This is a genomic window from Streptomyces sp. NPDC002730, from assembly GCF_042888805.1.
In the GTDB taxonomy this organism is placed as follows: Bacteria; Actinomycetota; Actinomycetes; order Streptomycetales; family Streptomycetaceae; genus Streptomyces.
On the sequence record NZ_JBIAQG010000007.1, the window covers coordinates 265778 to 279692 of the forward strand.

The 13915-nt window shown below is 69.0% G+C and carries 12 protein-coding genes; 4 read left to right on the forward strand and 8 right to left on the reverse strand.

What is annotated here, in order from left to right; translation table 11 throughout:
• Positions 1–25: 25 nt before the first annotated feature.
• A complete protein-coding gene (locus tag ACFYXH_RS19885; protein ID WP_362687737.1) occupies positions 26–244 on the forward strand; it encodes an acyl-CoA carboxylase subunit epsilon in 219 nt (72 codons plus the stop codon).
• A 345-nt stretch (positions 245–589) separates the two neighbouring features.
• Here ACFYXH_RS19885 and ACFYXH_RS19890 read toward each other — a convergent pair whose 3' ends face one another.
• The 8 genes from ACFYXH_RS19890 to ACFYXH_RS19925 all read right to left on the reverse strand — a co-directional run bounded on the left by ACFYXH_RS19890 (position 590) and on the right by ACFYXH_RS19925 (position 10813).
• Complete coding sequence (locus tag ACFYXH_RS19890; RefSeq protein WP_108152792.1) at positions 590–1171, reverse strand: ATP/GTP-binding protein; 582 nt, start codon at positions 1169–1171, stop codon at positions 590–592.
• Complete coding sequence (locus ACFYXH_RS19895; RefSeq protein WP_362687734.1) at positions 1152–1712, reverse strand: DUF742 domain-containing protein; 561 nt, start codon at positions 1710–1712, stop codon at positions 1152–1154. Before ACFYXH_RS19895 ends, ACFYXH_RS19890 begins: the two co-directional genes overlap by 20 nt.
• A 96-nt stretch (positions 1713–1808) precedes the next feature.
• A complete protein-coding gene (locus ACFYXH_RS19900) occupies positions 1809–2222 on the reverse strand; it encodes a roadblock/LC7 domain-containing protein (RefSeq protein ID WP_389564767.1) in 414 nt (137 codons plus the stop codon).
• Between the two features lie 10 nt (positions 2223–2232).
• Positions 2233–5397, reverse strand: coding sequence for a nitrate- and nitrite sensing domain-containing protein (locus ACFYXH_RS19905; protein WP_389564417.1), 3165 nt, complete (start codon positions 5395–5397; stop codon positions 2233–2235).
• Between the two features lie 339 nt (positions 5398–5736).
• Positions 5737–6318, reverse strand: a complete 582-nt coding sequence (locus ACFYXH_RS19910; RefSeq protein WP_385305516.1) for an ATP/GTP-binding protein — start codon at positions 6316–6318, stop codon at positions 5737–5739.
• A complete protein-coding gene (locus ACFYXH_RS19915; protein WP_327326297.1) occupies positions 6299–6706 on the reverse strand; it encodes a DUF742 domain-containing protein in 408 nt (135 codons plus the stop codon). Before ACFYXH_RS19915 ends, ACFYXH_RS19910 begins: the two co-directional genes overlap by 20 nt.
• 123 nt (positions 6707–6829) lie before the next feature.
• Entirely contained in the window at positions 6830–7243 is a 414-nt protein-coding gene (locus ACFYXH_RS19920) for a roadblock/LC7 domain-containing protein (RefSeq protein WP_005311457.1), read from the reverse strand.
• A gap of 9 nt (positions 7244–7252) precedes the next feature.
• Complete coding sequence (locus ACFYXH_RS19925; protein ID WP_389564421.1) at positions 7253–10813, reverse strand: nitrate- and nitrite sensing domain-containing protein; 3561 nt, start codon at positions 10811–10813, stop codon at positions 7253–7255.
• 578 nt (positions 10814–11391) lie between these two features.
• Between ACFYXH_RS19925 and ACFYXH_RS19930 the strand changes: the two genes are divergently transcribed.
• The 3 genes from ACFYXH_RS19930 (at position 11392) to gltX (ending at position 13908) form a co-directional block, all read left to right on the forward strand.
• Entirely contained in the window at positions 11392–11565 is a 174-nt protein-coding gene (locus tag ACFYXH_RS19930) for a hypothetical protein (RefSeq protein WP_362687721.1), read from the forward strand.
• 83 nt (positions 11566–11648) lie between these two features.
• Positions 11649–12440 (forward strand): fumarylacetoacetate hydrolase family protein, encoded by a 792-nt coding sequence (locus ACFYXH_RS19935; RefSeq protein WP_385305509.1) that lies wholly within the window; start codon positions 11649–11651, stop codon positions 12438–12440.
• Positions 12433–13908, forward strand: a complete 1476-nt coding sequence (gltX, locus tag ACFYXH_RS19940; RefSeq protein ID WP_389564425.1) for a glutamate--tRNA ligase — start codon at positions 12433–12435, stop codon at positions 13906–13908. Before ACFYXH_RS19935 ends, gltX begins: the two co-directional genes overlap by 8 nt.
• Positions 13909–13915 lie beyond the last annotated feature (7 nt).

Below are 13915 nucleotides of genomic sequence, written 5' to 3' on the forward strand. Positions count from 1 at the left end.
CGAAGAGTCTGGAGCCCGAACAGCCATGAGCACTCCTGCAGAGGCCTCTGCTTCCTCCTCCCTGCTGCGCGTGGAGAAGGGTCATGCCGACCCCGAGGAGCTGGCCGCGATCACCGCGGTGCTGCTCGCCCGCGCGGCGGCCCAGCCCGACGCTGTCCCGACCCACCGCGGCCGCTCCGCGGCCGGCTGGCGCCGTCTGGAGCGCCAGTCCGGCTTCCGCACGGCCCACAGCTGGCAGGGCTGATCCAGCCCCCTCGCCGCGTACGAAGACCCCAGCGCCCTGTGCGGGTGCTGGGGTCTTTTTCGTTCCCCCACCCCGCCCCTTCCCGAACTGGGGGCAAGCCCCCAGACCCCCGAACGCCCTTCGGGCGTGTCCTCAATCGCCGGACGGGCTGGATTTTCCCGCCCGTCCGGCGGGAAACCCAGCCTCGCCGGCGATTGAGGCGCGGGGTCTGGGGCGGAGCCCCAGTTACGGGAAGGGGCGGGTAGGGGACAAACCCACCCCCAGGCGCCCCGCACACGCGGAAAGCCCCCGCAACTCCCATAGGAGCGCGGGGACTTCCCCAGAGACAGGCGACCGCGGTACCGGCTACCGCAGGCGGGCCATCAGGGCGTGCTCGACCAGGGTGATGAGCGCGCTCTTGGCGTCCGCGCGGTGGCGGGCGTCGGTGGTGATGATCGGGGTGTCCGGGCCGATCTGCAGGGCTTCGCGTACTTCTTCGGGGTTGTAGGGCTGATGTCCCTCGAAGCCGTTGAGGGCGATGACGAACGGCAGCCCGCTGTTCTCGAAGTAGTCGACGGCGGGGAAGCAGTCGGCGAGGCGGCGGGTGTCGACCAGGACGATGGCGCCGATCGCGCCGCGGACCAGGTCGTCCCACATGAACCAGAAGCGGTCCTGGCCGGGCGTGCCGAACAGGTACAGGATCAGGTCCTGGTCCAGGGTGATACGGCCGAAGTCCATGGCCACCGTGGTGGTGGTCTTGTCCCCGGTGTGGGTCAGGTCGTCGATGCCCGCGGACGCAGACGTCATCACGGCCTCGGTACGCAGCGGGTTGATCTCCGAGACGGCGCCGACGAACGTGGTCTTGCCCACGCCGAAGCCGCCCGCCACCACGATCTTCGCGCTGGTGGTTGAGCGGGCTGCACCGCCGCTAGAGCTTGCGAAGTCCACTGAGCACCCTTTCGAGCAGTGTCACGGCTGGCTGGCCGCCGGCGGACTCGTCGCCGCCGGGCTGGTGAATGGCGACAAGTCCGGCCTCCGCCAGGTCGGCGACGAGGATCCGGGCAACGCCGAGGGGGATGGTGAGAAGTGCCGAGATCTCGGCGACCGACTTGATCTCGAAGCACAGTCGGCAGATCCGCTGGTGCTCGGGCAACTGCCCTTGCAGCCGGGCGGGATCGGCCGTGGTGCTGACCAGTGCCTCGATGGCGAGCTGGTAGCGCGGCCGGGTACGGCCGCCGGTCATGGCGTAGGGGCGCACCAAGGGGTTGTGCGCCGCGGGAGCGGGCTCCGGCGCCCGTCGCGGCTGCACCGGCTGGATGCGCGGCTGCGGCTGGTCGTACGACGGGTCGTACGGCTGCTGCGGCTGCTGGTAAGGCTGTTGGGTGCCCTGTCTGCTCGGCGTGGAGGGGAAGTTGAAGCGGTTCTGAGAGTGATCACCCGGCGTCTGGTGAGCACCGTCATACGGGCGTCCGCCTGGGGGTGTTGCCACGTTTCCTCCTCCGACTGCCGGTCGCCGGTCCATGTCCCTGTGGAGCCGCGCCACCGCACCCTACGATGCGGTGGCGTGAAACGCACTGTCTGCCTGTTAGTTGAGAAGACTTCCCTGGAGCTCTGCACGCAGGTCCGGGGTGAGCACACTGCCCGCCCGGTCCACGAGCAGAGCCATCTCGTAACCCACCAGACCGATGTCGGCCTCGGGGTGTGCGAGTACGGCCAGCGAGGAACCGTCGGAGACGGACATGAGGAAGAGGAAGCCTCGATCCATCTCCACCACCGTCTGGTTGACCGCGCCGCCTTCGAAGATCCGGGAGGCTCCCGCGGTGAGCGAGGTCAGCCCGGAGGCTACGGCCGCCAGCTGATCGGCGCGGTCACGCGGGAAACCGTCGGACATCGCCAGCAGGAGTCCGTCGGCGGAGACCACCACGGTGTGGGACACCCCAGGGGTGTTGTCCACGAAGTTGGTGATCAACCAGTTCAGATTCTGCGCCGCCTGGCTCATCGGGCTCACACTAACGCTCCTGGTTGTAGGTACTACTGCCCGGGCCGAAGCCCGATCCGTTCGTGTCCGTCCCCGCGTTGCGTCCCTGCTGGACACCGCGCCGCAGGTTGCTCAACCTGCCACGCACGTCCTCAGGGGCGCGGGAGACCTGAGGTCCGCCCTGCGGGGTCTGCTCAGCCGTGCCCTCGACGAGGTTCGCCTTGGGCACCCGCCGCGGAAGACCGGAGGAGGTGACCCCGCCCGCCTTCGGCTCGCGGAGCTTCTCCGCCCGCTGCCAGCGCTCGTCGTTGGTCGAGCGCCAGTCCTCGGAGCCGGCACCGTTGCTGCTGCTGCCGTCCACCTCGGCCTGAGTGCCCTGCGGAGCCTGTTGGGCCTGCTGGGCGGGCTGCTGCCACTGCTGCTGGGGCTGCGACTGCTGATTGCTGCCGCGCCGCGGCAGACCGGCGTTGGTCGTTGCGTGGCTGCTGCTCGGAGAGGGTCCCGGACGTTCGAAGCCTACGCGCTCGGAGACGTTCGTGGGGACGCTGGGTGCAGATTCCGGTTCGCTCCGGTAATCCGGCTCGAACCCACCCTGGTACGTACCTTGATTCGACCAGTCTCCCTGGTGGGACTGGGTGTCGAACTGGTCGTCGTACTGTGGCTCCGGGGTCTGCGGAGCCTGGTAATTGGCTTCCGCATATGCCGACTCGTGGTGCTCCTGGGGCTCCGGGTAACCGCCGGACTGCTGGTAGCCGTCGTACGCCTGCGGCTGCTCCTGGGCGTACTCCTGCGAGTAGTCCTGGCCGTACTCGGAGGCGTACTGCTGCTGCCCCTGCGAGTAGTCCACCTCGTCGCGGTAGAGCGGGTGCTCGCCGCCCTGTGCCTGCGCCTCCAGCGCGGCACGGCGCTCCTCACGCATCAGCGAGCGGCCCACCGGGTCGAGCTGCGGAGAGGCGTCCGAGGGATCGTCGTACCGGGAGTCGTCGAAGCCGAGTTCCGCGGCGGTGCGCATCGGCGCGGCCTGGATCGGGGCGGGCTCGAACGACTGCTGCTCCGGAATGATCTGGGAGACCGTGAAGTCGTCCTCGGGCAGCGCCTCGCCACCGCCACCGTGGGTGATGGCGTCGGGAAGCATGACCAGCGAGGTGGTGCCGGCCTGCTCGCCCGAGGGGCGCAGCTGGACGCGGACGCCGTGCCGGTCGGCGAGGCGGCCGACCACGAACAGGCCCATGCGCTGCGAGACAGCGGCGTCCACCGTCGGCGGGTTGGCCAGCTTGTGGTTGATGTCGGCGAAGTCCTCGGCGGTCAGGCCGATGCCCTTGTCGTGGATCTCGACCATGACGCGACCGTCGGGCAGCCGGGTGGCTGTCACGCGGACCTTGGTCTGCGGCGAGGAGAACGTCGTGGCGTTCTCCAGCAGCTCGGCCAGCAGGTGCACAAGGTCGGTCACGGCCTGGCCGTGGATGTCCGTCTCCGGGACGCCCGTCATCTCGATGCGCTCGTAGGACTCCACCTCCGAGGAGGCGGCGCGGAGCACGTCGACCAGCGGCACCGGCTGGTTCCAGCGGCGCCCCGGCTCCTCGCCGGCGAGGACCAGGAGGTTCTCGCCGTTGCGGCGCATACGGGTCGCCAGGTGGTCCAGCTTGAAGAGGTTCTCCAGCTGGTCCGGGTCGGCCTCGTTGTTCTCCAGGTCGGTGATCAGGGTCAGCTGGCCCTCGATCAGCGACTGGTTCCGGCGCGAGAGGTTGGTGAAGATCGCGTTGACGTTGCCACGGAGCATGGCCTGCTCGGCGGCGAGCCGGACGGCCTCGCGGTGGACCTGGTCGAAGGCGCGGGCGACTTCGCCGATCTCGTCCAGGGTGTCGATCGGGATCGGCTGCACACGGGTGTCGACGCGGCCCGGCTCCGTACGCGAGAGCTGGTCGACCAGCATCGGCAGACGCTGCTCGGCGATGCCGAACGCGGCGGTACGCAGCTGGCGCATCGAGCGGCTCATCTGGCGGGCCATGAGACCGGCCAGGATGAAGGCGGTGAGCAGGGCAATCACGACGATGGCGCCGTTGACGATGGCGTCCTGCTTGGCGTCGTCGGAGATCTGGGCGGCCTCGGTCACGGCCTTGTCGACGAGGTCGTTCTCGATCTCGGTGTAGCCGTCGAACTTGGCGGTGGACGCGCCCATCCAGGTCGTGGGCGTGACGTCGATCTTCTTCAGCTGCTTGGGGGTCAGCCCCTGGCCGATCTTGGCGGCCATGCCGGGCAGGACGTTGCCCTTCGGGTCCCGCGGCGGGTTGAGACCAGCGGCCTTCAGCTGCTTCTCGCCCGCGACGGCCTTGCCCGCCATGATCTGCTGCAGGTTGTCGGTGTCTTCCTGCGTACCGCCGGAGACGTACTCACCGAGCGCGATCTGCTCGAGGTAGTTGTACGAGTTGAACGCGATGGTCTGCTTGGCGCGGGTCGTGTCGTCCCCGCTGGGACGGATCAGCAGGTGCAGGCCGATGGAGCGCTGCAGCGACGCGGCGGCCTTGGCCAGCTGGATCGCGTAGACCGTACGGCCGTAGCTGGTGATGTTGCCGGTGCCGAGGCCGAGCTCGTTGGAGAACTCCATCAGCGAGTGCTGGACCTTGACGTAGCCCTCTTCGGTGCCGACCGCGGACTTGGACTCGATGCCCTCGATGTACGCGGTCTTGCGCAGGTCGGCGAGGCTGGGCTCCTCGGCCCGGAAGAGACTCAGACGGCGCTCCAGGCCCTGCTTCTCGGGCAGGTCCTGGACGGCCACGTCGAACTTCTGCTTCGCGTCGTCCGTGGTCGCGTACGCCTTGGTGACGGTCGGATGCTTGCGGGCATTGGCGAGCAGATACGGCGCCGTGAGGTCACGCTCGTTGAGCAGTGCCTGGCCGTACTCCGAGGCGGCGCGCACGATCAGCGCCGTCTTCTCGGCGTCCTGCGCCTCGTTCCAGGTGTTGATGGAGGACTTGACCTGGAAGCCGCCCATCACCAGCCCGACGAGCACGGGGATGAGGAGGATCGCGTTCAGGCGGGTGGGCACCCGCCAGTTGCGCGGGGACAGCCGGCTTGAGCTGCCGGCGGCCGGGGCCGGCGGACCGGGCTCAATCGCAGGCGACGCCGCTGCGCGCTGCGGCGGGGTGAAGTTGCCCCGCGCCTGCTGCTCTGCGGAGCTCGTCATGCTTCGCCTCACTCGACCAACAACCTCTCGGCGTCGGCACCTACGCTGTGCCGTGTGTTTCGTTCAGAGCTCTACTACTGGGGAGTTCGCCGAATTCCAGCACGTGGATGGGGTCCGTTCCAAACAGTTGGAATCAGCCATTCCGAGTGGCGTACGCCTCAGATAAAACGGGCATAAATGCCAAGTCGCATCAAATGGCTAGGCCAATATGAGCGCAGCGGTACCAGCCGTATGCGGCGGGTGTCCGAGGCGCGTTAATTCTCTCTCGAAATGTTATGAACACGAAGGCGGGCCGTGTCAAAGGACACAGCCCACCCCCATACAACTACGACAACTGCCGTATCTCGTCGTCTACTTGAGCCGGGCCATCAGGGCGTGCTCGACCAGGGTGATCAGCGCACTCTTGGCGTCCGCGCGGTGGCGGGCGTCGGTGGTGATGATGGGCGCGTCCGGGCCGATCTGCAGGGCTTCGCGTACTTCTTCGGGGTTGTAGGGCTGATGTCCCTCGAAGCCGTTGAGGGCGACGACGAACGGCAGCCCGCTGTTCTCGAAGTAGTCGACGGCGGGGAAGCAGTCGGCGAGGCGGCGGGTGTCGACCAGGACGATGGCGCCGATCGCGCCGCGGACCAGGTCGTCCCACATGAACCAGAAGCGGTCCTGGCCGGGCGTGCCGAACAGGTACAGGATCAGGTCCTGATCCAGGGTGATACGGCCGAAGTCCATGGCCACCGTGGTGGTGGTCTTGTCCCCGGTGTGGGTCAGGTCGTCGATGCCCGCGGACGCAGACGTCATCACGGCCTCGGTACGCAGCGGGTTGATCTCCGAGACGGCGCCGACGAACGTGGTCTTGCCCACGCCGAAGCCGCCCGCCACCACGATCTTCGCGCTGGTGGTTGAGCGGGCTGCACCGCCGCTAGAGCTTGCGAAGTCCACTGAGCACCCTTTCGAGCAGTGTCACGTCCGGCGTGCCGCCGGCCTCTCCGTTGCCCGGCTGATGGATCGCCACCATGCCCGCCTCCGCCAGGTCGGCCACGAGGATCCGCGCGACCCCGAGCGGCATCGACAGCAGCGCCGACACCTCTGCCACCGACTTGACCTCACGGCACAGGTGACAGATCCGCTGGTGCTCGGGGAGCAGGGTGCCGAGGTGCGCCGGGTCGGCCGTGGTGCTGACCAGTGCCTCGATGGCGAGCTGGTAGCGCGGCCGGGTACGGCCGCCGGTCATGGCGTACGGACGGACCAGCGGCTGATCGCCTTCAAATCCGTACGACGCGTCGACTGAGGCGCCGTACGGATCGTGAGAGGCGGGTGGCGGGGTCATGAATCCTCCGGGCGTGACAGCAAGTGGTCTGCGTGCCGTCTGACTGGGCCGGTGGGGGGCCTTGGCGACCTGACAGTGGCGGTGCGGTGGCGCGTACCTGAATTACCTGTGGGGGGAGGCGGTTCAGTGCAAAAGGCTTCCCTGAAGCTCGGCGCGCAGGTCCGGAGTGAGGACACTGCCGGCCCGGTCCACCAGAAGTGCCATCTCGTAGCCGACGAGGCCGATGTCGCAGTCGGGGTGCGCGAGCACGGCCAGCGAGGAACCGTCCGAGACGGACATGAGGAAGAGGAAACCGCGCTCCATCTCGACGACGGTCTGGCTGACCGGACCGCCTTCGAAGATCCGGGACGCCCCCGCGGTCAGCGAGGTGAGTCCGGACGCCACGGCCGCCAGCTGGTCGGCGCGGTCGCGGGGGAAACCTTCGGACATTGCCAGCAGTAGACCGTCGGCGGAGACCACCACCGTGTGAGACACCCCAGGGGTGTTGTCCACGAAGTTGGTGATCAACCAGTTCAGATTCTGCGCCGCCTGGCTCATCGGACTCAACTAACGCTCCTGCTGGTGAGTGGGGCCGAGATCGAAGCTGCCGGTCGTCGAGCTGTTCTGCTGACGACCCTGCTGAATGCCCCGACGGAGATTGGTCAGCCGGCCGCGTACGTCATCGGGAGCACGCGAAACCTGCGGACCGGCCTGGTGGTTCTGCTCCTGCGCGGTGCCCGGCACAAGGTTGGCGCGCGGGACCCGGCGAGGCAGACCGGAGGTGGTGACGCCGCCCGCCGCGGGCTTCCTGACCCGCTCGGCCTGGCGTACCAACTCGTCATTGGGCGAGGTGCGCCAGGTGGCACCACTCGCGTTGGGCGCGTTGCCCGGGGTCACCGGGGTCGGCGCCGGGGTGCGCTGCGGCATCGGCGGAGCGGGACGCTCCGTCGGCTGCGGCGGGACGGCGGGAGCCTGCGGCTGCTCGGCGGGCTGACCGCTCTGCGGGCCGTGGAACCAGTTCGTCTCAAGGGTGTCGTACAGCGGCGTACGGCCGTCGCCGGGACCGGCCGGCGGCAGTGCCTCCGGCTGAGGCTGCGGCGGCAGTGCGTTGTGCGCCGGACGCGGCACTCCGTAGTCGGCGGTGTCCCGGCCACCGCGCCGACGCGGGTTGGGGGAGGGGGCCGGCGGCTGCGGGGCGCCGGTGTTCGGACGGGCGAACTGACCCGAGGACGAGGAGTCCTGGGCGCCGAACACATCCGGACGTACGAACTGCCCGGTGGAATCGGCACCGGAACCTGCGCCCCGGTCACCGCCGCGCGGCGGCGGCCCGTTGAAGTCGGGCCGTGCGAACTCGGCCGTGGAGCCGGGACCACGGGTGGACTCGTTGTCCTCGTGGCCGCGCGGCGCATCCGCGGACGGACGCTGCTGCGGGGCGGGCGGCTGCTCGCTGCCCCAGCTGGTGGCCTGCGGACGCTGCGGCCGCTGCGGCTCCTCCCGGCGGTGCGAGGAGCTGCCACCGGGCAGCTCGGCGCGCGGGCCGCCGGAGGGCGGCAGCTGACGGCCGCGGTCACCCGCGCCCGGAGCACCCTGCTGGAAGCCGTTCTGGCGAGCCTCGTTGCGCACCGGAGCGCTCGGGGCGCCCCGGCCCGCGCCCGAGCCGAAGGCGCCGGCGAGACCGCCGCCCTGACCCTGGCTCTGACCGCCCTGCTGACCCTGACCCTGTCCCTGGCGGGGCGGCAGCGCGGCACGCGGAGCCGCGCCCGCACCGACCTGGCCGCGCGGCGCACCGGCGCCGAACCGGCCGCCGGCCGGAGCACCGCCCAGTCCACCCGCGGGAGTACCGCCGAGACCGGGACGGCCGCCGCCGTTCGCACCGGGACCGCCGCCCGGACGGCCGCCGAGTCCCGCGGGACCGCCGGGCGCCGAGGGAACGGCGCCCTGGCCGCCCGCACCGGGCATGTTCGGGACCTTCTTGCCGCCGTTGGCGACATCGACGGGCAGCATGACCAGCGCGGTCGTACCGCCGGAGTCGGAGGGACGCAGCTGGATACGGATGCCGTGTCGCAGGGACAGCCGGCCGACCACGAACAGACCCATCCGTCGCGACACCGAGACGTCCACGGTGGGCGGCGAGGCGAGCCGCTCGTTGATCGCCGCGAGGTCCTCGGGCGAGAGGCCGATACCGGTGTCGTGGATCTCGACGAGCACACGCCCGTCGGGCAGCGCGTGACCGGTGACACGGACCTTGGTCTGCGGGGAGGAGAAGGAGGTCGCGTTCTCGAGCAGCTCGGCGAGGAGGTGCACAAGGTCGTTGACGACGCGTCCCGCGACCTCGGTCGTCGGGACCGAGGCGAGTTCGATGCGCTCGTACTGCTCCACCTCGGAGGCGGCGGCACGGAGCACGTCGACGAGCGGGACGGGCCGGGTCCAGCGGCGGCCCGGCTCCTCGCCCGCGAGGACGAGGAGGTTTTCGCCGTTCCGGCGCATACGGGTCGCGAGGTGGTCCAGCTTGAAGAGCGAGGACAGCTGGTCCGGGTCGGCCTCGCGGGACTCCAGCTCGGAGATGAGCGAGAGCTGACGCTGGATAAGACCCTGGCTGCGGCGCGAGAGGTTGGTGAACATCGCGTTGACGTTGCCTCGCAGCAGCGCCTGCTCGGCGGCGAGGCGGACAGCCTCGCGGTGCACGTCGTCGAAGGCCGCGGCCACCTGGCCGATCTCGTCCCTGGAGTGCACACCGACGGATTCCACCGAGGTGTCGACGTCCTGCGGGTCGGCCTCGGAGAGCTGCTTGACCAGCTCGGGCAGCCGGTCCTGGGCGACCTTGGTGGCGGTGTCCTGCAGCCTGCGCAGCGAGCGGATCATGGAGCGGGCCACGACGAAGGCGCCGACGAGCGAGACGCCGAGGACGACGAGGATGAGCGCACCGTTGATGATCGCGTCGCGCTGCGACTGCTGGCGCAGCTCGCGCGCCTTGGCCTCCATCTGGCCGAGCAGTGTGGCCTCGATGGTGCCCATCGCCCTGATGCGGACCGAGTAGTCGTCGGTCCAGTCCAGGTGGGAACGCTTGGGCTGGGTGGCCAGACCGCCCTTGGTGTCGAGCACGCGCTTGGCGTAGAGCTCGGACGCCTTGATGGTGGGGTTGCCGTTCTCCAGCGGGTCGGTCAGTTCATCGGCGTTGCCGCCGATGGACGAGTAGATCGCCCTGAAGGCCTTGATCTCCGTCTTGCCGTTCTCCAGGTTGGCCAGACCGTAGAGCCGGTCGGGCTCGCTGAGGCCCGGGGCCTTCGCGTCAGCACCGCCAGGGAGAGCGGCGGCGATGACCGCACGCTGGATGGAGGCGAACTCCTTGGCGGAGGAGAAGGCCGCCAGGGCACGCGTCCTCTTGATCATCTCAGGGTTGCTGGTCGCCTGGGCCATGTCCTGAGAGAGGCTCAGCAGCGACTGGATCAGCCGGCTGTAGGCCTCGATGGTCTGGGAGTGCGGGGCGCCCGGGGCGTAGGCAGTCTCGCGGATCTTGGTCAGCGCGTTGACCTGGACGGCGATCTCGTTCGCGTTGGCGCGGATGCTCTCCAGCGCCTGATCGTTGTCCGTGTTGGGGATGCCGCGGGTGGTCTCGAGGAAGGAGGTCCTGGCCCGGTCGGTCGCCGCTCGTGGTTCCGAGACCTTGAAGTCGGCGACGCTCGCGCCGTTGGCCAGCGGGCCCGCGGACAGGTCGCGCTCCGCCTGGAGCTTCTCCGCCAGCGCGGTCGCCTGCTTGGTCATGTCCGTCAGCAGCTGCATGTGCTCCAGCTGCTTCATATCGTCCATGGACTGATTGATACGGAGTCCGCCCAGCGTGGTCGCCGCGACGACCGGCAGGGTGAGCAGGGACACCAGACGCGTGCTGATGCGCCAGTTGCGCAGGGCTATTCGCGAACCGGTGTCCGTGGGTCCCTTGGATTTCAGCGGGGGCTTGGGCCCGTCGCCGCCCGGTGCGGCCGCACCGGGGCGCGCGGCACGGTCACCGCTGTCGCCGGGCGCTGCCGATCCCTGGTTTTGGGTGTGCTGGGGCGAGGAACCGCGGTCGGTCCCGCCACGCGGCTCCTGTTCCGCCGCAGCGCTGCCATCCCTCTTGAAACGTCCCTGCACTAGCGTCGCAACCTCTGGACCAGGCGTCCCTCCGCGTGAACGGCGAGACGGTGTCGGCGTCGTGGGGCGAAGAACGCGCCCCATGGTGGTCGTCAGTGACCGGCGCTGATCCCCCTTCCCCGCCGCCACTCGGCGCTGCGTTGCGCCCTTGCGCGCCGGCCTGAAACCCGCGGCGGTGCGTGGAATTCCAGCACAGAGCAGGACCTCCAACAAGGGCCGCGTACCGGGCTGTGACCTGGGTGACACGGTGTGATCGTTGTGTCACAAGACGTAGAAAGAGGGTGCGGAGGAAACGGACTTTTCCTTACGAGTCACTCGGGGTGGGGGGTGTCCCAGTCGCCATGATCAGGAGCGGAATGATGGCTTCAGTGGGGCAATGTCCGTTTCCTTGAAAGTGGTTGCCCGTCTGGAATGACCGAATTGGCCGTCAACTCGTGAGGAAACTCACACGTAGATCGCTGAGTCTTCCGGGCTTTCGCAGGGAATTGAATGTTTAGCCTGACGCTTTACAGGGATGGGCAATCCGTCAACCGGCGCTCACCGAAGCGCCCGCACCCCGACAAGGTCTGAAACAACAGATGAAGACGACGATGATGTTCCGCAACATAGCCAACCCCCGGCGCACCACGCTGGCGCACCTCGAGGACGCCGACGAACTGCAGACGCCGGAGCAGCCGGAACACGCACTCGATCTTCCCACGCAGACGGCGAACCCGCGTCGTACGGTCCTGATGGACGCCCCCGCCCAGTAATACGCGAGGCGGTGCCCGCACCCGCGTTAGCCTGGAGCGTCAGACTCCAGCCAGCGCAATCAGCAGAGGGGCACCCGCATCCCGTGCGCATCGCCAGGTTCTCCATCGACGGCAATGTCGCCTTCGGCGCGGTCGAGGGCGAAGGCCCCGACGACCTCGTCCTCGACATCATCAAGGGCATCCCGTTCGCCGACTTCGAGCTCTCCGGTACGAAGGTCCCGCTGGCTCCGCAGTCGCAGGACCGGGTCCGGCTGCTGCCGCCCGTGCTCCCCAGCAAGGTCGTGGCCTTCGGCCGCAACTACGCGGAGCACGCGGCGGAGCTCGGCAACGAGGTGCCCGACGCGCCGTTCGCCTTCTTCAAGCCGTCCACCTCGGTGGTCGGACCCGGCGACCCGATCGCATACCCCTCCTTCTCCCAGGAACTGCACCACGAGGCCGAACTGGCCGTGGTCATCGGCCGGATGTGCCGCGAAGTGCCGCGCGAACGCGTCAAGGACGTGATCCTCGGCTACACCTGCGCCAATGACGTCACCGCGCGTGACGTCCAGAAGCGCGAGAAGCAGTGGGCCAGGGCCAAGGGCTTCGACAGCTCCTGCCCGCTCGGCCCCTGGGTGGAGACCGACCTCGACCCGAGCGACCTGGCCATCCAGTGCACGGTCAACGGAGAGCAACGCCAGCTCGGCCGTACGAGCCAGATGATCCACTCCATCGAGGATCTGATCGTCAACATCTCCGAGGCGATGACGCTGCTCCCCGGCGACGTCGTCCTCACGGGCACCCCGGCCGGGGTCGGCCCCCTCAACGTCGGCGACGAGGTCGCCGTCACCATTCAAGGCATCGGCACTCTCACCAACAAGGTGATCAAGCGTGGCTAACGCGAACGTCCGCGTACGTTTCTGTCCCTCGCCGACCGGCAACCCCCATGTGGGTCTGGTCCGCACCGCCCTGTTCAACTGGGCGTTCGCCCGGCACAACGGCGGCACCATGGTCTTCCGCATCGAGGACACCGACGCGGCCCGCGACTCCGAGGAGTCGTACAACCAGCTGCTCGACTCGATGCGCTGGCTGGGCCTGGACTGGGACGAGGGCCCCGAGACCGGCGGCCCGCACGCGCCCTACCGCCAGTCGCAGCGGATGGACCTCTACAAGGACGTCGCCGAGAAGCTCCTGGCCGGGGGTTACGCGTACCACTGCTACTGCACCGCCCTTGAGCTGGAGGCCCGCCGCGACGCCGCCCGCGCGGCCGGCAAGCCCTCCGGTTACGACGGCAAGTGCCGCGACCTGACCGCCGAGCAGAAGGCGGCGTACGAGGCCGAGGATCGCACCTCCATCGTCCGCTTCCGGATGCCCGACGAGCCGATCACCTTCACGGACCTGGTCCGCGGCGAGCTCACCTTCACTCCGGAGAACGTCCCGGACTACGGCATCGTCCGCGCCAACGGCGCCCCGCTGTACACGCTGGTCAACCCGGTCGACGATGCGCTGATGGAGATCACCCACGTGCTGCGCGGCGAGGACCTGCTGTCCTCCACCCCGCGGCAGGTCGCGCTCTACAAGGCGCTGATCGAGCTGGGCATCGCCAAGGAGATCCCGGTCTTCGGCCACCTGCCGTACGTGATGGGCGAAGGCAACAAGAAGCTCTCCAAGCGCGACCCGCAGGCGTCCCTGAACCTGTACCGCGAGCGCGGCTTCCTCCCCGAGGGCCTGATCAACTACCTCTCGCTGCTCGGCTGGTCCTACTCCGCCGACCAGGACATCTTCTCGGTCGCCGAGCTTGTCGAGAAGTTCGACATCGCGGACGTCAACGCCAACCCGGCCCGCTTCGACCTGAAGAAGGCGGAGGCGATCAACGCCGACCACATCCGCCGGCTCGATGTGAAGGCCTTCACCGAGGCGTGCCGCCCCTGGCTGCAGGCCCCGCACGCCAACTGGGCGCCGGAGCAGTTCGACGAGGAGGCCTGGGAGGCGATCGCCCCGTACGCCCAGACCCGGGTCACCGTCCTCTCGGACATCACGGCCAACGTCGACTTCCTCTTCCGGGACGCGCCGGTCGAGGACGAGGCGTCCTGGACGAAGGCGATGAAGGAGGGCTCCGACGCCCTGCTCCGTACGGCCCGCGAGAAGCTGGAGTCCGCGGACTGGTCCAGCGCGGAGTCCCTGAAGAACGCGGTCCTGGCGGCCGGCGAGGAGCACGGCCTGAAGCTCGGCAAGGCCCAGGCCCCGGTCCGCGTCGCGGTCACCGGCCGCACGGTGGGCCTGCCGCTCTTCGAGTCCCTGGAGATCCTGGGCAGGGAGAAGACCCTGTCCCGTATCGACGCGGCACTGGCGAAGCTCACGGCCTGAGCTCGCG

What these genes read in the sequence shown, in the direction of transcription:
- ACFYXH_RS19920 (WP_005311457.1), bottom strand. Translation starts at nt 7,243, where the DNA reads ATGAGCCAGGCGGCGCAGAATCTGAACTGGTTGATCACCAACTTCGTG.
- ACFYXH_RS19900 (WP_389564767.1), bottom strand. Translation starts at nt 2,222, where the DNA reads ATGAGCCAGGCGGCGCAGAATCTGAACTGGTTGATCACCAACTTCGTG.
- ACFYXH_RS19915 (WP_327326297.1), bottom strand. Translation starts at nt 6,706, where the DNA reads ATGACCCCGCCACCCGCCTCTCACGATCCGTACGGCGCCTCAGTCGAC.
- ACFYXH_RS19885 (WP_362687737.1), top strand. Translation starts at nt 26, where the DNA reads ATGAGCACTCCTGCAGAGGCCTCTGCTTCCTCCTCCCTGCTGCGCGTG.
- ACFYXH_RS19930 (WP_362687721.1), top strand. Translation starts at nt 11,392, where the DNA reads ATGAAGACGACGATGATGTTCCGCAACATAGCCAACCCCCGGCGCACC.